Genomic DNA, 20,453 nt, shown 5'->3' on the forward strand with positions numbered 1-20,453 from the left:
ACACGTGATATCCTGTTTGAATATGGGGGGACCATCCTCCAAGGCTAAATACTCCTGACTGACCGATAGTGAACCAGTACCGTGAGGGAAAGGCGAAAAGAACCCCTGTGAGGGGAGTGAAATAGAACCTGAAACCGTATACGTACAAGCAGTGGGAGCGGTACTTGAGACCGTGACTGCGTACCTTTTGTATAATGGGTCAGCGACTTACGTTTTGTAGCGAGGTTAAGCGAATAGCGGAGCCGTAGGGAAACCGAGTGTTAACTGCGCGTTTAGTTGCAAGGCGTAGACCCGAAACCCGGTGATCTAGCCATGGGCAGGTTGAAGGTTGAGTAACATCAACTGGAGGACCGAACCGACTAATGTTGAAAAATTAGCGGATGACTTGTGGCTGGGGGTGAAAGGCCAATCAAACCGGGAGATATCTGGTTCTCCTCGAAAGCTATTTAGGTAGCGCCTCGGACGAACACCTTTGGGGGTAGAGCACTGTTAAGGCTAGGGGGTCATCCCGACTTACCAACCCTTTGCAAACTCCGAATACCAAAGAGTGCTATCCGGGAGACAGACGGCGGGTGCTAACGTCCGTCGTCAAAAGGGAAACAACCCAGACCGTCAGCTAAGGTCCCAAAGTGTATGTTAAGTGGGAAACGATGTGGGAAGGCTTAGACAGCTAGGATGTTGGCTTAGAAGCAGCCATCATTTAAAGAAAGCGTAATAGCTCACTAGTCGAGTCGGCCTGCGCGGAAGATGTAACGGGGCTAAACATACCACCGAAGCTACGGGTGCAATTCATTAGAGTTGCGCGGTAGAGGAGCGTTCTGTAAGCCGTTGAAGGTGAAGGGGTAACCCACACTGGAGGTATCAGAAGTGCGAATGCTGACATGAGTAACGATAAAGGGGGTGAAAAACCCCCTCGCCGAAAGACCAAGGGTTCCTGTCCAACGTTAATCGGGGCAGGGTGAGTCGACCCCTAAGGCGAGGCCGAAAGGCGTAGTCGATGGGAAACAGATTAATATTTCTGTACTTCCGCTAACTGCGATGGAGAGACGGAGAAGGCTAGGCTAGCGCGGCGTTGGTAGTCCGCGTTTAAGGTGGTAGGTGGGTGACTTAGGCAAATCCGGGTCACTATACACTGAGAGCTGATGACGAGTCCCCAAGGGGATGAAGTAGTTGATGCCATGCTTCCAGGAAAATCTTCTAAGCTTCAGGTTAGCGGGAATCGTACCCCAAACCGACACAGGTGGTCGGGTAGAGAATACCAAGGCGCTTGAGAGAACTCGGCTGAAGGAACTAGGCAAAATGGTACCGTAACTTCGGGAGAAGGTACGCTGCTGTTGGTGATGGGACTTGCTCCCTAAGCTGACGGCAGTCGCAGATACCAGGTGGCTGCAACTGTTTATCAAAAACACAGCACTGTGCAAACTCGCAAGAGGAAGTATACGGTGTGACGCCTGCCCGGTGCCGGAAGGTTAATTGATTGGGTTATCGCAAGAGAAGCTCATGATCGAAGCCCCGGTAAACGGCGGCCGTAACTATAACGGTCCTAAGGTAGCGAAATTCCTTGTCGGGTAAGTTCCGACCTGCACGAATGGCGTAATGATGGCCACGCTGTCTCCAGCCGAGACTCAGTGAAGTTGAAATTGCGGTGAAGATGCCGTATACCCGCGGCTAGACGGAAAGACCCCGTGAACCTTTACTATAGCTTGGCACTGAACATTGACCCTACATGTGTAGGATAGGTGGGAGACTTTGAAGCGGGAACGCTAGTTCTCGTGGAGTCGTCCTTGAAATACCACCCTTGTAGTGTTGATGTTCTAACTTGGGCCCCTAATCGGGGTTAAGGACAGTGCCTGGTGGGTAGTTTGACTGGGGCGGTCTCCTCCCAAAGAGTAACGGAGGAGCACGAAGGTTGGCTAAGTACGGTCGGACATCGTACGGTTAGTGCAATGGCATAAGCCAGCTTAACTGCGAGACAGACACGTCGAGCAGGTACGAAAGTAGGTCATAGTGATCCGGTGGTTCTGAATGGAAGGGCCATCGCTCAACGGATAAAAGGTACTCCGGGGATAACAGGCTGATACCGCCCAAGAGTTCATATCGACGGCGGTGTTTGGCACCTCGATGTCGGCTCATCACATCCTGGGGCTGAAGTCGGTCCCAAGGGTATGGCTGTTCGCCATTTAAAGTGGTACGCGAGCTGGGTTCAGAACGTCGTGAGACAGTTCGGTCCCTATCTGCCGTGGGCGTTGGATGATTGAGGGGAGTTGCTCCTAGTACGAGAGGACCGGAGTGAACGAACCGCTGGTGTTCGGGTTGTCATGCCAATGGCATTGCCCGGTAGCTATGTTCGGAATCGATAACCGCTGAAAGCATCTAAGCGGGAAGCGAGCCCCAAGATGAGTCATCCCTTGGACTTTAAGTCCACTAAAGAGCCGTTCGAGACTAGGACGTTGATAGGTCAGGTGTGTAAGCGTTGTGAGGCGTTGAGCTAACTGATACTAATGACTCGAGAGGCTTAACCATACAACCCAGATGGGTTTTACTGAAAATGTTCCAGACATTTTCCAGTACTTCCTCCTTCCCTGGAGGTCGTACAGTACTTAGCTTGAATATGAACACTTAAGAAGTGCAACTCAAACCAGCTTTCCNAATTTACTGGAATAAGAATTTATCAACTACCTCCCTGTAGTTGACCCTAACGGGCCGCGCTAAAGCGCGTTAAAAATTGTTCCAGACAATTTTTTGCTTGGTGACAATAGCATTGTGGTCCCACCTGAACCCATCCCGAACTCAGAAGTGAAACGCAATCGCGCCGATGGTAGTGTGGGGTCTCCCCATGTGAGAGTAGGTCATCGCCAAGCGCCTAATTAAACAATGAAGCCAGCTGAATAAGCTGGCTTTTTTGCTTTTGGCGTTTGCCATTTCAACGTTCTATTCCTTCCTTTTATTCGCCTCTGCGATGACCATATTCATTGTCTGCTTATCGTTTTGAACGATAAAGCAGTAGTTTCAAGAGCTTTATTCGAGCCAATAAAAAGGGCAGCGTATGGCTGCCCTTTATGCTTAGAATTGGTTTCTAAGCCCGATTATTTAGCTTCTTTTAGCCACTGTGCTGCACGTTTGGCAAAGTAGGTTAGGATGCCATCGGCGCCAGCGCGTTTGAAGCATAGTAGCGATTCCATGACGATGGCCTTTTCCGCTAACCAACCATTTTGAATGGCCGCCATATGCATGGCATATTCGCCACTCACTTGGTATGCGAAAGTGGGCACTGCTAATTCGGTTTTTACGCGGTGAACGATATCTAGGTAAGGCATACCGGGTTTCACCATTACCATATCTGCGCCTTCTTGGATATCTAGCGCAACTTCATGCAGAGCTTCATCGCTATTGGCCGGATCCATTTGATAGCTATGCTTATTGCCACCTTTTAGGTTGCCTGCTGAGCCGACGGCATCGCGGAATGGGCCGTAGTAGCTTGAGGAGTATTTGGCTGAATAGGCCATGATTTGAGTGTTTACATGGCCTGCGGCTTCCAGCGCTTGGCGAATCGCACCAATACGACCATCCATCATGTCCGATGGGGCAACAATATCTGCGCCCGCTTCGGCGTGGGATAGGGCTTGTTTCACTAAGATCTCTGTGGTGATGTCATTCAGGATGTAGCCTGTTTCATCGATAATGCCGTCTTGGCCGTGGGTGGTGAAAGGATCTAAGGCTACGTCAGTCATGATACCCAGCTGTGGGAAGGCCTTTTTCAGTTCACGTACGGCGTGTTGCACTAAAGCTTCGGCATTGTAGGCTTCTTCTGCCATCAGCGATTTCTTCTCTGCTGGCGTAACAGGGAACAGGGCAATTAACGGAATACCGAGTTCGACTAGCTCTTCGGCTTCTTTTAACAGTAAGTCGATAGAGTAGCGCTCAACCCCTGGCATAGAGGCAACTTTTTCACTGCGATTGGTGCCTTCAAGCACAAACATGGGATAGATCAAATCATTGACTGTTAGATGGTTTTCAGCCATCAGACGACGGCTAAAGTCATGTTTACGCATGCGGCGCATTCTGCGCTGAGGGAAGGCACTGGTAATGATGTTCACATTAGACTCCTAAGTAGGTTCTGTTTGTGCTGGCGCATACAATTTGACTTGATTGCGTCCGCTATTTTTTGCCTGATAGAGCGCCTTGTCGGCTTGCTCTAATAATTCGGTACTGTGTTGGTCGTTACTGATCACGTCGGCACTGACACCGATACTCACGGTCAAGGGAATGGGCTTTCCTTCCCATTCTAGGCCGATGCTAGTCACTGCATCTCTTATGCTTTCAGCGACTTGAATGGCGCCGTCCGCAGTCGTATTGGGGAGAATAATAGCAAATTCTTCACCACCAAAACGTGATACTAGATCGGTTGGTCGTTTTAAATGTTGCTGCAAGGTTGTCGCTATCACTTTTAAGGCCTGATCCCCAGCTAGGTGGCCGAATTGATCGTTAATCGATTTAAAGCGGTCGATATCAAGCATCAGTAAGGCGATGGGGGTCTCTTGGCGACGGCTGATTCTACTTTCGGCTAGCAGTCGTTTATCGAAGGCGCTGCGGTTTTTCACACCGGTTAAGCTATCGATAGTGCTCTGTTCGGTAAGTTTTTGGTTAACTTCATGCAATTCGCGCAGGGTGATCTCAAGTTCTAATGTGCGCTCCTGCACCATCTGTTCGAGTCTTTCATTGGTTTCCGCTTCCACTTTTAAGGCTTCCTCACGGGCACTACGGATCTTTTGTGCTTGCTTGAGGGCCTCCTGTTGAATGCGGAGCTTAGATTTACGCTCATCGTTATAGCGGATGGCGAGTACCAGCGACATAAAAATGATTTCGAAGGTGAGCCCAAGCATCACCGGTGTTTGCGGCTTGATATTGAACTCGATAACACTCAAATAGAGGAGGCTGCTGATGCAGGCGCCGGTAAGCATACTCACCCAGCCTATGGTATAGAGCTTTGCCAGTTTTTGACCGTTAAACGCTTGGACAACCGCAAGTACCATCAAAATAATACTGAGTATCGCTACAGAAATAATCTCGATATAAAGTGCTGTACCATAGCGGATAAAAGGCACGAATAAGCCGACCAAAAGTATGTAAACAGCACTATAACGACATATCAATAACATACGACGGTTATAGTATTTCAGTTGCAGGATTTTCTCGGTGAACATTAAGGCAAAGGCCATCACCAGAGGTAACAGCACGGGAACCATCAGTTGCTGTAATGCAGGCCAATTTGGCCAGAGAAAACGGAATGCATAGCCATTGATCGTGGCCACTAATAGCGTCATGCACAGGACATAACCTGAGTAATAGCTATAGCTGAATGAACCTGAGGCCAAGGCGATAAATAGACTGAAAATCCCTATCGCGGCGAGCACGCCGAGCTGAAAGCCATGTTCAACGGCAGTCGATTCGGCAATTTGAGCTAAATCATTAGCGGACCATAGATTGAGGGGGATGGCGGCATTACCTTCAGTCTCTATATGCAGATAAAAGGTATGCTGCTCATTAGCATTTATTTTAAAAGGGTATAGAAAAATATTACTCAGTAGTGGACGTTGCTTGTACGGGAACGTATCTCCCATAAATGTGGTGTTATTGAGTTGATTATCCACAACATGATAAAGAGTGATTTTATCGAGCAAGGGATTATCGAGGGCGAGAATGCGCGCAAGACTCTCATCTCTACTCGTCAGATTTACGCGAAGCCAAAAATCATGTTGGCTAAGGCGTTGAATATCACCACTGGTAAACTTGTGCCATTGAGTCTTGGGTAGGGCTTGAATATCGTCTAGCTGACTATTGGGATTGGAGTGCGTCACCATCAACCACGGGGTTAGGTTAAGTGGTGTAGGCGTGTGCTCATCAATGCTCATCGTATTGGCAAAGCTGCCAAATGATATGAGCATTCCGAGTAACAATACCAATAAACTGACGAGCTTAGCCATTCGCTTGACTCAAATTAAAAAAGGCTAGGCTATTTTGATAGCACTGTTTGGCAAATTCAGCCGCATTTTCACCCCGCAAATTAGCAATATATTGCGCAATATAGGGCAAGTACTCGGGTTTATTTTTACTGGACTTAGGTTTGGGCCGCATACTGCGTGGCAGCAGGTAAGGGCTGTCCGTCTCAATCAATAAACGCTCTTTCGGAATAAATGGAACGAGCTCGGCAAGTTCCTGGCCGCGTCTTTCATCACATACCCATCCTGTAATGCCTAAATGTAGATCGAGCTCGATATAGGCTTCCATCTGAGCACGTGTGCCAGTAAAGCAGTGCAATAATGCGCCGCTGAGATGGGGGCGGTATTCTGTAACAATACTCAAAAAATCAACGTGGGCATCTCGCTCATGCATGAGTACCGGTTTTTTGAGTTCAATTGCGAGCTCGAGTTGGTCGATAAACGCTTGGCGCTGGGCCGGGCGAGGGGAGAAGTCCCGGTTGTAGTCTAGTCCACATTCGCCGACAGCAACCACTTGTGGCGCTTGGCAAAGCTTAGTTTGTATCTGTTTGGAGCCTGCTTGCCATTCACTAGCATGGTGGGGATGTACGCCTGCGGTGCAATAAAGCTGGTTAGGATACTGTTGGCATAATTGAATGGCGGCAGCGCTTTCAGTTAAATCGCTGCCAATAACAATTAACGGCGAAACCCCTTGGTCCGCCGCTGCTTGTACGATTTGCGCTATGTCTGGTTCGAGTGCGCTGCCAAGCAAGTTGACAGCGATATCTATATAAGATGACATTATTTTAGGCGCTTTACCCTCACCTTAGCATTACGACTTTCTGTGCCCATTAAGAAAGAGCCAAGCGCGGCTTTTTCAATAAATACCTTTTCACCGACTTTTAAGTTGAATTTACGGTTTTCGGTTTGTTTCCAAACTTGGCCATTGGTAAAGGTAACTTTTAAAGCGCCGTAGGCATCTTCTGCTATTGACTCCACATTGAGATAAATTTTGTCAACAACATCTTCTTGCACAGGTTTCGGTGCAATTCCAAAATCATTTTCGACTTTAGCTGTTGAGGCTACTGTGGTGGATACTGCTGCAGAGGTTGGAACTGCGACAGCCACTGGTGCTATTGCTTTAACTGATGTCTCAGCATTGGCTCCTTGAATGCTTGCTGCTAAATTATCGTAACAGATCAAGCGGTCTAATTTATCAGGTATCACTGAACACTCTGTTAATTGTTGTTCAGTACTCGCATAGGTTTGTGCCGATACCAGTATCAGAGCCATAGCTAGAAAACTTAAACGCATAAACTTGTCCTTCCCTTATTATTATTTTCCTCTAATGCCGATTAAGGCATTAGTCGTTCGTTGATTCTTCTTCGTCGGACTCGTCATCAGGTTTACTGTAAAAACGAGCCGCAAATAATCCGCCTTCGAACAATAACAGCATTGGTACGGCAAGCATAGTCTGGGAGATAACATCCGGTGGTGTTAACAGCATACCGACCACGAATGCGCCGACAATGATATAAGGGCGTTTTTGCTTAAGATCTTCTGGAGTAGTTACGCCCGCCCAGCACAGCAGGACTACGGCAATAGGGATCTCAAAGGATAAGCCGAATGCAAAAAATAATTTCAGTACAAAATCAAGGTAACTGCTGATATCGGTTGCTACCTGCACGCCCTCGGGAGCTGTATTGGCAAAGAAGCCAAACACCACTGGGAATACAATGTAATACGCAAAGGCAATCCCTAAATAAAACAATACAGTGCTGCTAAAAAGTAGCGGCATAACTAAGCGTTTTTCATGCTTATACAAACCAGGTGCAACAAAAGACCAAATTTGATAGAGCACATAGGGAACTGCCACAAAAAATGACAGGACTAACGTCAGTTTGAAAGGGGCGAAGAAAGGCGCGGCGACATCGGTCGCAATCATGCTGCCACCTAAGGGCAAAGACTGCATTAAAGGGATTGCCATGTAGTGGTAAATATCATTTGCCCAATACACGCTACAAATGAACACAATTAACACACTGGCAATGGATTTAAGCAGCTTGGACCTGAGTTCAAGCAAATGGCTGATAAGTGGCTGCTGTTGCGACATGAATTATCCGTTAGCTTTCGGGTTAGAACGGGTATCCTCGCCCTGATGAGATTCGCTAGTAGGGGCGGAGGAAGCCGAAGGACTTGCCTCTGTAGAAACAGTTTGGCTCGCAGGATTGTGTATCTGGTTGTCCTGTGTGGGAATATCTTGCACTTGGTAAGGACGATTCACAGACTGCGCAGCTTGCTTCAACTGCTCGATCGACTCTTGCAGTTCGGGTGAGAGGTTCGATAGACCTTTACTCTCTGCTTTTTTGAGGTCGGCGTGCAACTGCTCGATCTTTAGCTCTTGCTCAAGTTCTTCTTTGACTGAGTTGGCCATGCGCTTCATCGCGCGGATCCAACTGGTTACTGAACGTACTGCAACCGGTAGACGTTCGGGGCCAAGTACCACAAGCCCCAAAACACCGATCAGCAGCAGCTCCATAAAGCCGATACCGTCAAACATAAAGAGTTACGCCTGTTCTTTGTTAGACTCAGGTTTCTTTTCAGTCGCCTGTTGAGTTGGTTGCGCATTTTGCACTGTTTGCGCAGTTTGCACTGATTTTGCTGCTTCAGCATCTTCTAACGCTTTTTTATCTTCGTCTGAAGACATAGCGTTTTTAAAGCCCTTAACAGCACCACCTAAATCACCACCCAAAGAGCGTAATTTCTTTGTTCCAAACAATAAGACAACGATTAACGCGATGATAAGAAGTTGCCAAATACTAATGCCACCCATGAAGGTATCCTCTTAATTGAAAACGGTTCTATTATGAACCTCTGATTAATTAGTGCTAGCTAAAATTTACGATTCTTTGGCCTAGATCGCCATCCGATAATCCACAATACTGCGCCTGAAATCAGGCACAAATAAGGACTCAACAGTGTAGCGTCTTGATTGAACAATAACGTGCCGCAGATCAATAAAATTGCAGAAGTGATGAGTAAGTAATTACTCTTATGTGCTTGCTGCTGATATTTCAGATACTTATCTAGCATTTGTTGCTGAGAACTCAGCAATTTCCTGCCTAATTTAAGGTTGTCGTAGATTAGCTCAGGGAATTCTGGAAGCTTATCAGACCAATATGGCAGTTTTGTGGATACCTTTTTAAACATGGCCTTAGGACCCACTTGCTCGGCCATCCATTGCTCTAAAAAGGGTTTCGCCGTTTGCCAGAGATCCAGCTGCGGGTAAAGCTGGCGTCCTAAGCCTTCGATATAGAGCAATGTCTTCTCGAGTAGCACGAGCTGAGGCTGCACAACGATATCGAAATGGCGTGCGGTGCGGAAAAGTTCCAATAAAACATGGCCGAAGGAGATTTCATCCAAGGGCTTGTTAAACATGGGTTCGCAAACGACCTTGATGGCTTGTTCAAAAGCTTGTAGATCGGTTTTTTCCGATACCCAACCCGACTCGATATACAGCTGCGCGATACGGTGGTAATCACGGTTGAAAAACGCGAGGAAGTTTTCCGCTAAATAGCGCTTATCGACTTCGCTGAGTGTGCCCATAATGCCGCAATCTAGGCCGATATAATAAGGATTTTCAGGATGGTCGCGGGAGATAAAAATATTCCCTGGATGCATATCGGCATGGAAAAAGTTATCGCGGAACACTTGGGTGAAAAACAGCTCTACGCCACGCTCGGCCAAGAGTTTAAAGTTAGTTCCCTGTGCCTTCAGCGCAGCGATATCCGAAACCGGAATACCGTAAATGCGCTCCATCACCATTAAACGTGGATAGCAAAACTCTTCGTAAACATACGGAATATAGAGCGCGTCTGAGTCGAGGAAGTTATTGCGCAGCTTAATGGCATTGAGGGCCTCAAGCTTAAGATTGAGCTCACCTAAAATTGTCACGCAGTAATCTTCAATCACCTCTGATGGGCGCAGACGATTCCCTTCACCGAGGAGATAATCGATGACCTTAGCCGTTTGCGACATCAACAATAGATCGGCTTGAATTTTAGCTTCCACATTCGGGCGCAGCACTTTTAAGACCACGGCCTTACCGTTGGATTTGAGCGTGGCGGTATGCACTTGTGAAATCGAGGCTGAGGCTAAAGGTGTTTCGTCAAAGTCGTCGAAGTAGCTCTCGATGGGGGCTTTAAGTTCGGCTTCAATCGCTTGACGCGCCAAGGCGCTATCGAAGGGCGGAACTTTATCCTGCAACATGGCAAGTTCATTGGCCCATTCATCGCTGAGTAAGTCTCGGCGGGTTGACAGCATTTGCCCGAGCTTAATATACACAGGGCCAAGCTCTTGCATCGCTAGCTTTAAACGCTCGCCGCCAGATTTACCTTTGTGCTTGTTGCGGATCCAAAACAGGCTATTGCGGGCGAGTTTAAAGTACCAAGGGGTCATCTTTGGCGGTAATACCTCATCTAACCCATATTGCAGTAGGGTTTTAATGACATGATAACCGCGGCGGATACTGGCAAGGGTCATGGCTTAATTTGATCTCTTAATTTGGCAATCCGTTGTTCGAGCGCACGAGTATCGTCAACTAAGTCATCCATTTGATCGCGAAAATGAATGAGTTCAATCCGGTGTGGTGCAAGGCGATATTCTTCGATAGCGAGTTGCCCCAAATGCGAGCGGGTCTTACGCATCACTTCAAGTGCTAAGGTTTTGGCCTGCAGTCCCGTGCTCAGCAGCTTATGGGTTGGCCCATCACCTAAGTAACGCGACAGTGGCTCGGCAAAATCAAACTCTATGCTACGCAGATAATGGCTGAAGCTTTGTAATAGATTGAGGTCACCTTCGAGGCTGAGCTTATCCTGTTTGATAAGTTCGGTGAGATTTGCACCTTCAGTTACGCGATAGAGCGTTGTAGCATCGGCGTGTAGACTGACATCCACATCGCCTTCATAGCGACTCAGCACTTGGATTTCTTTGGCGAAGACCAAGTAAATTGGCCAACTGAGTTGTGATAATTGAATGCGAAAGACTTTGCCATGTAACTCACGCTGGCGTGCATAGGCGTCGCCAGCTAGGGTCTGAAGTTGCTTCAGACCCGTCTCAATGGCGGCGCAGGCAAGTAACACCACTTCTTGCGGCATCATTAGAATTTATAACCGCGGTGCAGGGCAACAATACCGTCGGTCATGTTGGTGTAATCGACCTGTTCAAAGCCCGCATCGACCATCATTTGCTTGAGGGTCTCTTGGTCTGGGTGCATGCGAATCGACTCGGCTAGATACTCATAGCTGTCGGCGTCTTTCGTAATGATTTCACCCATTTTCGGCAGCACTTTAAAGCTGTATAAGTCATAGACTTTGCGCATCAGCTCGTGTTGCGGCTTAGAAAACTCCAACACTAATAACTTACCGCCTGGCTTAAGCACGCGATTCATTGAACGCAGCGCCGCGTCTTTATCGGTCACGTTACGCAGACCAAAGGCGATAGTGATGATATCGAAGTGGTTATCGGGGAAGGGCAGTGCTTCGGCGTTGGCTTGCACATAGCTCACATTGCCAACGATGCCGCGGTCACGCAGTTTAGTGCGGCCCACTTTCAGCATAGAATCGTTGATATCCGCTAATACCACTTCGCCTTTATCACCCACCAGATGGGAGAACTTAGCGGTTAAATCGCCAGTACCACCTGCAAGATCAAGCACTTTCATGCCAGGGCGAGCACCAGAGACTTCAATGGTGTAACGCTTCCAAAAACGGTGAATACCGAAGGACATAACGTCATTCATGATATCGTATTTAGCGGCAACCGAATGAAACACGCCAGCTACGAGATCGGCCTTTTTATCCGCCTCTACGGTTTTATAACCAAAGTGGGTACTTTTAGATTCACCCTCAGACATCAATGTATTCCTATTGTTTTGCAAAGTATTAGTGGCGAGTGTAAGCCATCGCCTGCATTTGCTGAATCTTTGATCTATCACTCTGTGATCGAGTTAGTAAACTCTCCTCAAGGCGTAGGCTTGAGGCGTTTGGCATTGGCCAATGTTGAGTGCGCCGACCCGATAAAATGGATTGGCATTAGACCACAATATCAGGATTTGGTGAATAGCTTAGCGCCCACAAGGGCGCAAGCTTAACATGCTATTGGGCTAAAAAATGACGCCTTGCCTGCACATAGGCATAGATTAGCTCGCTGATACTCTGGCCGACATCCCTAAATCCGGCTTCAATACCCGCCTCATGGCAACTCGGCGCGGCTTCGGCCAAGTGCAAATAAGCACAGGGGCAATGGCTGGCGATGTAACTGATATAGTGCGCTGCATCCAGCAGTGGAATGCCCGCCGCCGTTGAGGCGCTGCTGGGCATTTTTGCAATAGCATCGACATCGAGCTCTAATCCAACGGGCAGGGCGGTATGATTGAGTTTGCCGGTAATCTCCTGCAGCGCCTCAGCGAGGCTCACCTCACGGCGAATCCAGATCTGTTGCAGGCTATGCCAAGTGCCACCAAAGTCAGATAGCTGTTGTAAATTAGCCTCGCTGTTTTTGAGCTCGTGCAAACCGAGCACATGGTAATAACCCAGCGCGCCGCGATCGGCGGCATAACTAAAGCCGTTACCGCTGTGGCGCCCTTCGAGTAGGCGAAAATCACTGTGGGGATCTAAATTCACCGCGGCAACTTGGCGTTGATAATGGGCCGAAGTCGCCATTAACAGACCATAGGCATTGTTGTGGCCACCGCCAATCAGTATGGGTTCAAGTCCTGCTGCTTGTATGGCGCTAACGATGCTAATGACCCGTTCATCGAGTTGTTCAACCGCTTGGCGAAGATGGTTTAGGCTCGCGCCTTCGCCGTCCTGCGCCTGTAATTGCAGATCCGCCGTGTGAACTTGCCCTAAAATCAGGCATTCGGCGCCCGAAAGAAAACGATTCGACTGTAAATTCAACCATTGGCGCATGCTGGTGGTAAAGGCATCGGTGGCACCGCCTCTGCCTAGGTTAGCTCGAGGGCCGATATCTTCCCCTACACCCAGAATGGCAAATTGCGCACCGTGGGCTTTGGCGGTGGCAAGTATCGCCTCGAGCGGATGTTCGTGATTGGCCAAATGTACGCATTGACCAATTTTGGTTTCACCCGCTCTTGGGCTCACTAGACTGGCCATATCGGCTTGAGTAAATGGAATAAATTCAGACATGGATTCGTATTCTTATCGATAGGGACTGGGATATTGTGGCGTACCCAAGGACGAATATTCAATGGGACTTAGCGAAAAACAGCCAATAAAAAAGCCAGCTTAGCTGGCTTTCTTGTTAGGTGATTTGTCATTACTCAATGTCGAGTGGTTCTGGCGACAGGATAATACCGGTGTTATCGGCATAGATATGATCGCCTGGGAGGAAGGTCACGCCGCCAAAGTTGACCGGAATTTCCACTTCGCCCACTGAATTGCCATCGGCACCCACTGGAATTGAGGCAAGGGCTTGAATGCCGATGTCTAATTCTTCCAGAGCATCCACATCGCGTACTGAACCGTAAACGATAATGCCTTCCCAGTTGTTGTTGACTGCGATTTCAGCGATAGACGCATCGATCAGGGCGCGGCGTAATGAGCCACCACCGTCAACCAGTAAGACTTTACCTTGGCCATCTTCTTGTAAGACCTCGGTGATTAGGCCGTTGTCTTCAAAGCACTTAATTGTGCTGATAGAACCGCCAAAAGAGCTACAACCACCGTAGTTACTGAACATGGGCTCGACTACATCTACGACATCTAAGTACATGTCACATAGTTCTGAGGTGTTGTATTCCATATTTACACTCCTATTGATCCGCGTTGCGTACAGTTTAGCGAGTTTACGCCAGTATAAAAGGGATTACTGAAAAGAAAAGTGTTATCAATCACGGTATTGTTGCACTTGGAGGTTAACACTTCTGTTGTAAACTTTCGTCACTTAACAGGTGTTTGTCCTCAAAATTTGATATCGGTCATTAAATAACGGTTTTTTATTACAACTCTGTTGCGTGTTTTGGTATTATATCCCAAGTTTAAATTAACTTACTTAACTTAATTTGCTTTAGGGGCAAGGACCCCCCGGTACGCTTATGGACGGTAGAGGGCCTTCGAGAGGTGCCTATGGAAGCTGTAAACACAATTGAAATTATTGGTTATTTTGCCTCAGTGATGGTGGCAATTTCACTTATGATGAAGAACATCATCTGGTTAAGATGGTTAAACTTTGTCGGATGTACCCTGTTTGTTATCTACGGCGTATTTATTTCAGCCTGGCCAGTTGCAGGTATGAACGCTTTCGTAGCCTGTATTAATATCTATCATTTGACGAAAATTTACCGCGCCAAAGCGTTGGAACAAGCCATCGCTTGAAGGTTTTCTGGCAGTGTTGTCCGTTTATAGCAACTGGGCAGCACTGTATCTCCCCGCACGTTTTCCCTAATCTTTGCTGTCATTACTTCATCCCTCGCGATTCATTTCCTCTGCGCTAGTGTCATAAAACTTTAGGCCGGATGTCACTTTGCCGTCATCGGCAGTTCTTAGTCTCAATATTAACACTGAGTACTTAAGCAATATCTGTTTAAGTCACCATAGGGTTTAGCGTGGGGTTCTATCGTGAAATAGTCGTCTGACAGTGAGTTGAAACATGCAGACGCTAACGGTTGTCGAAAGAATGCACTCATTAACATCGCCATGATACTCGCTGGCATGCCAGCAAGGAGCCTGTTTTATGTTGAGTTACATTACAGACTTAGATAAGCGCATGTTTTATCGCATTGTAGGTTTGAGCCAACGTCACGGTGTTTATGACTGGGCGAAGCGGATATCGGCAACTGGAGATGGGCATGTGTATTTGTATCTTGCCGTCGGGTTGATGCTGACACACGCCCAAGGACAGAACCTATTCAATCTGCTGTTAGCGAGTTTTTTGATTGAATTGCCACTGTACTTATTACTCAAAAATAGCATTCGCCGCACTCGGCCCTGCCACGCCTTGGTTGGGTTTGAGAATGGATTCGAACCTTCAGACCGATTCAGTCTACCTTCTGGCCATACGGCGGCCGCCTTTGTCATGGCCACGAGTGTGGCGCAGGTGTATCCCGTGGTTGCGCCTATTGCCTACCTGTGGGCGCTCTGTATTGGTGCTTCACGTATCGCACTTGGGGTGCATTACCCTTCAGATATTGTTGCCGGCGCCCTGTTAGGCACGGGTGCTGTACTGCTCGTGCATCCCGTGATTTAACCCAAATCAGGCGCTTATTCGTTGGATATCTCCTTGATTCACAAATATTTCATTCACAGTTAAAGGATAAGTAATGCGAATACTCTACGGAGTTCAAGGCACAGGGAATGGCCACCTAAGTCGTGCTCGAGTGATGGCAAAAGCCTTAATTGAGCACAATATTCAAGTCGACTTTTTGTTTTCAGGGCGTAAGCCTGAGCATTTTTTCGATATGGAGTGTTTTGGGGAGTATCGCGTACAGGCGGGAATGACCTTTGCAACCCACTCTGGGCGGGTGAATGTGCCGCAAACGGTAAGACAAAATTGCTCCTTATCGTTGCTTAAGGATATTCAAGCACTAGATTTGAGTTGCTACGACCTTGTACTGAATGATTTTGAACCCGTATCCGCATGGGCGGCGAGGCGTCAAGGCGTCCCCTCCATTGGGATAAGTCATCAAGCGGCCTTAACGCACCCTGTGCCTAAATTGGGGAGCACTTGGTTTAATGAATTACTACTCAATTATTTTGCGCCGGTGGATGTGGCACTGGGGTGTCATTGGCATCATTTTGGTTTTCCGATCTTACCTCCTTTTGTCGAAGTCGATGCCAGTCCCATTGAGCATACCCATCAAATTTTGGTGTATTTACCCTTCGAAGAGGCGGATGCGATCGCCGCATTTTTTAAGCCATTTACGGATTATCAATTCTTGGTGTACCACGCTAAGCAGCCGACTGCACCGCTTGCCGACCATATTCTATGGCATGGTTTTAACCGTGACGGATTTAAACAGCACTTAGCGACTTGCGGCGGTGTGATTGGTAATGCCGGATTTGAGCTGGCGAGCGAGGCACTGACCTTAGGGAAAAAGTTGTTGGTCAAGCCGCTGATTGGTCAATTTGAACAGTTGTCGAACGTGGCAGCGCTCCAATTATTGGGCGCGGGTGACAGTATGATGAGTCTGGATACGGGCGTGGTTAAACGTTGGCTCAAGGCGGCATCGCCAAATCCAATTGCCTATCCACAGGTGGGCGATGCCTTAGTGAAATGGATTTGCAGCGGTCAGTGGCAACATACTGCGCCATTGTGCGATGACCTTTGGAGTCAAGTGAGGCTGCCCGACACCTGGCGCTAACTCGAGCTAAGCTTGATGATAAAAGGCGTCGTCGGCTCTAGCTGGAAATTTGGGGTTAGCGTATAATTTGGCCAATTTTGCTGTTAGCCCCAGCAGCGTGTCTATATTGGCCTAGTCTGGCCACAATTTAGTTGTCATAAATGAGCCTTAAGAAGTTTACTCAGTACAAGTTACTGTTTTTAATGTTGTTGTCCCTCGGTATTTTACTTCCTTTTATTCCTGACCAAGCCTATCACATCCCCGGCCCTGATATTGCTACGCAAAATCTGCATGTGATTGAATTTAATGATCAAGGTCAGCCACACAACGATGGACAATGGCAAGGGCTCAAGGCGCGGATTTTACAACCCAATAATGGCACTGCTCCCGAGCTACTGATTTTTGTCCACGGCTGGCACCACAGTGCAAATCCGACGGACGAGAACTTTGTCGCGTTCGAGCAGTTTTATCAGCAGATGGCGGCATCCGACTCCCAGCGTAACCTACTGGGTTTATACATAGGTTGGCGAGGCGACAAGCTGGATCCCTTCTGGCTCGATGGCTCAGAAGATGCCACCAGTTGGATTGAGCCGCTGGATTTCCCGACCATTTTACAGCGTAAAGCCGTGGCCAAGCGTATAGGGCAAACTGGGCTATCACAGTTGCTGGATAAGCTGGATGTGCTAGTCGCTGAGCATCAATTACTGCGTTATACCGTGATTGGTCACAGCCTTGGCGGCTTAGTGGTGTTGCACGCCAGTAAAGACAGAATCAAGGCGGCCATCGATAATGAGCAGGATAATCCAAATCTTTTCTTACTGCTAAACCCCGCCGCACCAGCGCAGGATTTTAAGCCACTCGATACTCTGATGAGTCTAGATAGGCAAAAACCGAGTATGGTGGTGCTGCAATCTAAGGGCGATTTTGCGGTAAAAGAGGCCTTTAATTACATCAAGGACGGCGAACGGGCACTGGGGAACTCTTGGGCTATTACCCACGATATCGATAAATGTTCTGGCGGTAATTGTTCGACCCCGATGAAGATGCCTTCGGCATTAATGGCCCATGACGAAATTCCCGGTTGTATGATGACCTTGCCGCATTCGGGGTGGAAAATCCGTGCTCGCCTGCAGGCGCGGCGCAGTGTGCAAACCTGTCCCGACGCCAATATGCAGGCAGTATGGGTGCTGGCCGTGTCCGATGAAATTGTCTCTGGGCATAATGGTATTTTAACGCCTGCCCACGCCAAGGCGCTATCCGAGGTGATGGGCATGATTGATTTGTATCGAAATCAACTGCCTAAACATGCGGTTGAAAGCCCTGCGAATGAAGATTTAGCGACGTTGGTGCCTGACTCTGAGGCAACAAATACCAACGATACACAAACCAGTACCCCAGCCGAACCCGTGGTGTTAGTCGAGCCGCTACCTGAAGGCGAAAAACCTAAGCCACAAGAGACTCAAGCGCCGAGTGAGGTGAGTCCTCCAGTTGCGCTACCACAAGCCGATAAACAAACACAGTCGCAATCGACGGAGGGTAAACCGAGTGAAGTTGGTGATAAGACCAAACAAGAGATAACTGAGTCCACGGACAAGCAATCAATAATCAATGCCGAACTTCAACCTCAGAAAAATACTGCTAACGAGATTCCGTCGAATGAACCAACTCAGCCTCAACCTAAGGTCAAGACTGAGTAAAGGATCGTGCTAGCCTTACTGATTTTTAACCTGCCATTTACGCCAGCTAAAATGAAGTAAAAGGACTAAAAGCAGACTAACGATCGCCCATGTAGGGTATTTATGTTGATGATAAAACGTGAGTATTGGGGCGATTTCATCGCGGATTAATACTGGGCCTAAGCCAAAAAGCGTTACCCAAATGCTGGTGGCGAGTAGGTTGCCCATCACGAATGTTTTAAAAGGCATTTTGGCTAGTCCACAGCCAATAAACATAAACTGCTTAAGCCCTTCGACAAAGCGGCTGAGTACTAAAGCTGCAATGCCATACTGGCCAATCACACTGTGGATCTTGTCCTCAAGCTGCGGCTTTATCCAACCTTTTCGCAGTAATACCTCACCGAAGCGGCGACCGATAAAGTAGCCCAAACTGTTGCCACTCAGGGCGGCGGCGCAGGCAACGATGAGGACTAATGGCAGCGACATTTGCCCAGTCGCGGCCAATAAACTGGCAACAATCAGTAAGGATTGTCCCGGTGCAGGAATCCCAAATCCCTCAACGGCAATGGCCAAAAACAGCAGCAGATAACCGTATTGCTGCAACCAAGGTGTCATTTCGGTGATAAGGTGTTGTAAAGCTTCTGGCATGATGAAAACAGAGTGCGAGAATGAATCATCCCATCTTACTCGGCACTGTTAAGTTTCGGATAGCTTTATGAGCAAAGTTTCATGCCGATTTTATGGAATGGCGCATATTCAAGGCACAAAAAAGCCGAACTGAGTTCGGCTTTTTTGTATGACAACTTAATGGTTGCTTAAGCGAAAGCAGCCTGCAGTTGTGGCACAACTTGTTTCTTACGGCTTAATACGCCGTCTAACCACACTTTGCCATCGACAGGGGTTTTGCCGTAGGCACGGTTAACCAGATCGGCATCGTCAGAAACCACTAACAGCTCTGAGCCTTCTTTCATAATGTCGGTCAGCAGTAACAGTACGCTGTGACGGTTACCTTCAACCTTCAGTGCTTTGATATCGGCTTCAAGCTCGGCTTTGATGTCATCAAATACTGACAGATCAATTACTTCTAGCTGGCCGATACCGACTAAGTTACCGTTCATATTGAAGTCTTTAAAGTCGCGCATCACGAGATCGCGTGCTGGCGTGCCTTCAACGGCTGATTTTACCTTGAACATTTCCATGCCCAGTGCTTTAAAGTCTTCGATACCAGCGATTTCGGCTAAGGCCTCAACGCAACGAATGTCGGCAGTGGTGCAGGTAGGTGATTTGAAGATCACAGTGTCGCTCAGGATGGCGCACATCATGATGCCAGCGATATTTTTAGGGATGGCAACTTGGTGGAAGTCGTACATCATCTTAATAACTGTGTTGCTGCAACCAACAGGGCGGATCCAGCACTCTAAAGGCGTATCAGTGGTCAGATCGCCTAATTTGTGGTGATCCACAATACCTACGATGGTCGCTTGAGCGATATCGTCCGGTGCTTGAGTCAGTTCTGAGTGGTCAACAATGTAGACCTGCTCGCCAGCATAGCTGGTTTTGTATTCTGGCGCTTCAAAGCCAAAACGCTCCAGAATGAAAGCGGTTTCGGGTGATAATTCACCTAAACGTGCGGCAACGGCTTCTTCACCGATTTGGTTTTTTAAATAAGCTAACGCGATAGCACCGCAGATTGAATCAGAATCGGGGATTTTGTGACCGACAACGTACATAGGCATTTCAGGGACTCTCCTTTAAATTTGTGGCAATTTTAACAATATTTCGCCCGATTCGGAAATAGCCAAAGCGCATATCACTGCGCCTTAAGCGGCTATTTCTGTCAAAACTTAGGCATTGTTGACTCAGATTTTAGATCTTCACTTTAATCACGACTTTACGTACTGCTGTCGGTGTATCACTCGTACCGGGCATATGCATATCGCCGGGGAAAAATAATGCAAACATACCCGCCTTTAGTTGAATGTAGGAGGCGTTGGCTTTATTCGACTCGTAATCGAACTCGGCGTAATCGTGTTTTTCGAAATAAGGTTTTGATGGGGTTTGGTCGGCCAATGGTAGATAGCCAAACTCTTCTTCGCCACTGACCACATACTGCACATCGATGTATTTTTGATGTACTTCAAAGGGTTCGGTCGATTGTGGTTTGGTGTGGTAGTCGTTGACTATCACGAAAATATCCTCGCCATCGAGGGGATAATTGCCAACGGGCAGTTGGCTAAAGTCAGTGCTGGCAAGATGCGCTAATGCCGTGGCAATGCGTGGGCTGAGTGATTGATAAATATGGCGATTAGCTAAGGTATCGACAATCATGGGGTACTCGATATGGCGTAAGTAAATGAGTGAATTGTAAAGATTATAATCAGTTCACCGCCGTTAGAACATAAGCGATAGACATAAAAAAACAGGCCATAAATGGCCTGT

The 20,453-nt window shown here is 47.8% G+C and carries 19 protein-coding genes, 1 rRNA gene and 1 other annotated feature; of the genes, 5 read left to right on the forward strand and 15 right to left on the reverse strand.

Annotated features, from left to right (window positions below; all coding sequences use genetic code 11):
• Positions 1-144: 144 nt before the first annotated feature.
• Positions 145-2,510 (forward strand) — a sequence feature (most likely nonfunctional fraction of RNA operon).
• 235 nt (positions 2,511-2,745) lie between these two features.
• Positions 2,746-2,861 (forward strand): 5S ribosomal RNA (gene rrf, locus EYR25_RS19065).
• 225 nt (positions 2,862-3,086) lie between these two features.
• Here the strand turns inward: rrf and hemB are convergent.
• The 12 genes from hemB to rraA form a co-directional block, all read right to left on the reverse strand.
• Positions 3,087-4,097, reverse strand: a complete 1,011-nt coding sequence (hemB, locus tag EYR25_RS19070; RefSeq protein ID WP_133182220.1) for a porphobilinogen synthase — start codon at positions 4,095-4,097, stop codon at positions 3,087-3,089.
• Between the two features lie 9 nt (positions 4,098-4,106).
• On the reverse strand, positions 4,107-5,984 hold the full coding sequence (locus tag EYR25_RS19075) for a sensor domain-containing diguanylate cyclase (protein ID WP_133182222.1): 1,878 nt from the start codon (positions 5,982-5,984) through the stop codon (positions 4,107-4,109).
• Positions 5,977-6,780 carry a TatD family hydrolase gene (locus tag EYR25_RS19080; RefSeq protein ID WP_133182225.1) on the reverse strand — a complete coding sequence of 268 codons (804 nt, stop codon included), beginning with the start codon at positions 6,778-6,780 and terminating at the stop codon, positions 5,977-5,979. The genes EYR25_RS19075 and EYR25_RS19080 overlap by 8 nt, the downstream gene beginning before the upstream one ends.
• Positions 6,780-7,292 carry a hypothetical protein gene (locus EYR25_RS19085; protein ID WP_133182227.1) on the reverse strand — a complete coding sequence of 171 codons (513 nt, stop codon included), beginning with the start codon at positions 7,290-7,292 and terminating at the stop codon, positions 6,780-6,782. The genes EYR25_RS19080 and EYR25_RS19085 overlap by 1 nt, the downstream gene beginning before the upstream one ends.
• A 49-nt stretch (positions 7,293-7,341) precedes the next feature.
• The gene (tatC, locus tag EYR25_RS19090) at positions 7,342-8,091 is read right to left on the reverse strand and encodes a twin-arginine translocase subunit TatC (protein WP_023266862.1); all 750 of its coding nucleotides are present in this window, start codon (positions 8,089-8,091) and stop codon (positions 7,342-7,344) included.
• Between the two features lie 3 nt (positions 8,092-8,094).
• On the reverse strand, positions 8,095-8,538 hold the full coding sequence (gene tatB / locus EYR25_RS19095; RefSeq protein WP_133182229.1) for a Sec-independent protein translocase protein TatB: 444 nt from the start codon (positions 8,536-8,538) through the stop codon (positions 8,095-8,097).
• A gap of 6 nt (positions 8,539-8,544) precedes the next feature.
• Entirely contained in the window at positions 8,545-8,811 is a 267-nt protein-coding gene (gene tatA / locus EYR25_RS19100) for a Sec-independent protein translocase subunit TatA (protein WP_133182231.1), read from the reverse strand.
• 59 nt (positions 8,812-8,870) lie between these two features.
• Entirely contained in the window at positions 8,871-10,520 is a 1,650-nt protein-coding gene (gene ubiB, locus EYR25_RS19105) for a ubiquinone biosynthesis regulatory protein kinase UbiB (RefSeq protein WP_133182233.1), read from the reverse strand.
• Positions 10,517-11,137: a ubiquinone biosynthesis accessory factor UbiJ gene (locus EYR25_RS19110; RefSeq protein ID WP_133182235.1), complete on the reverse strand. Its 621-nt coding sequence runs from the start codon at positions 11,135-11,137 to the stop codon at positions 10,517-10,519. The genes ubiB and EYR25_RS19110 overlap by 4 nt, the downstream gene beginning before the upstream one ends.
• On the reverse strand, positions 11,137-11,892 hold the full coding sequence (gene ubiE / locus EYR25_RS19115) for a bifunctional demethylmenaquinone methyltransferase/2-methoxy-6-polyprenyl-1,4-benzoquinol methylase UbiE (protein ID WP_133182237.1): 756 nt from the start codon (positions 11,890-11,892) through the stop codon (positions 11,137-11,139). Before ubiE ends, EYR25_RS19110 begins: the two co-directional genes overlap by 1 nt.
• Positions 11,893-12,133: 241 nt before the next feature.
• Positions 12,134-13,186, reverse strand: a complete 1,053-nt coding sequence (locus EYR25_RS19120) for a formimidoylglutamase (protein ID WP_133182239.1) — start codon at positions 13,184-13,186, stop codon at positions 12,134-12,136.
• Between the two features lie 130 nt (positions 13,187-13,316).
• Positions 13,317-13,802 carry a ribonuclease E activity regulator RraA gene (gene rraA / locus EYR25_RS19125; protein ID WP_011624278.1) on the reverse strand — a complete coding sequence of 162 codons (486 nt, stop codon included), beginning with the start codon at positions 13,800-13,802 and terminating at the stop codon, positions 13,317-13,319.
• A gap of 323 nt (positions 13,803-14,125) precedes the next feature.
• On the opposite strand from rraA, the gene EYR25_RS19130 reads away from it, so the two are divergent.
• The 4 genes from EYR25_RS19130 to EYR25_RS19145 all read left to right on the forward strand — a co-directional run bounded on the left by EYR25_RS19130 (position 14,126) and on the right by EYR25_RS19145 (position 18,035).
• Positions 14,126-14,374, forward strand: a complete 249-nt coding sequence (locus tag EYR25_RS19130; protein WP_023266869.1) for a YgjV family protein — start codon at positions 14,126-14,128, stop codon at positions 14,372-14,374.
• A gap of 358 nt (positions 14,375-14,732) precedes the next feature.
• On the forward strand, positions 14,733-15,245 hold the full coding sequence (locus EYR25_RS19135; protein ID WP_133182241.1) for a phosphatase PAP2 family protein: 513 nt from the start codon (positions 14,733-14,735) through the stop codon (positions 15,243-15,245).
• Positions 15,246-15,318: 73 nt separating this feature from the next.
• Complete coding sequence (locus tag EYR25_RS19140) at positions 15,319-16,359, forward strand: MJ1255/VC2487 family glycosyltransferase (RefSeq protein ID WP_133182243.1); 1,041 nt, start codon at positions 15,319-15,321, stop codon at positions 16,357-16,359.
• Between the two features lie 140 nt (positions 16,360-16,499).
• Positions 16,500-18,035, forward strand: coding sequence for an alpha/beta hydrolase (locus EYR25_RS19145; RefSeq protein ID WP_133182245.1), 1,536 nt, complete (start codon positions 16,500-16,502; stop codon positions 18,033-18,035).
• Positions 18,036-18,050: 15 nt separating this feature from the next.
• Here EYR25_RS19145 and EYR25_RS19150 read toward each other — a convergent pair whose 3' ends face one another.
• The 3 genes from EYR25_RS19150 to EYR25_RS19160 form a co-directional block, all read right to left on the reverse strand.
• Positions 18,051-18,662 carry a DedA family protein gene (locus EYR25_RS19150; RefSeq protein WP_023266874.1) on the reverse strand — a complete coding sequence of 204 codons (612 nt, stop codon included), beginning with the start codon at positions 18,660-18,662 and terminating at the stop codon, positions 18,051-18,053.
• Positions 18,663-18,829: 167 nt separating this feature from the next.
• Positions 18,830-19,750, reverse strand: a complete 921-nt coding sequence (locus EYR25_RS19155; RefSeq protein ID WP_133182247.1) for a manganese-dependent inorganic pyrophosphatase — start codon at positions 19,748-19,750, stop codon at positions 18,830-18,832.
• A gap of 130 nt (positions 19,751-19,880) precedes the next feature.
• On the reverse strand, positions 19,881-20,342 hold the full coding sequence (locus EYR25_RS19160) for a NanQ anomerase/TabA/YiaL family protein (RefSeq protein ID WP_011624946.1): 462 nt from the start codon (positions 20,340-20,342) through the stop codon (positions 19,881-19,883).
• Positions 20,343-20,453 lie beyond the last annotated feature (111 nt).

This window comes from Shewanella decolorationis, from assembly GCF_004354305.1.
Classification (GTDB): Bacteria; Pseudomonadota; Gammaproteobacteria; order Enterobacterales; family Shewanellaceae; genus Shewanella; species Shewanella decolorationis.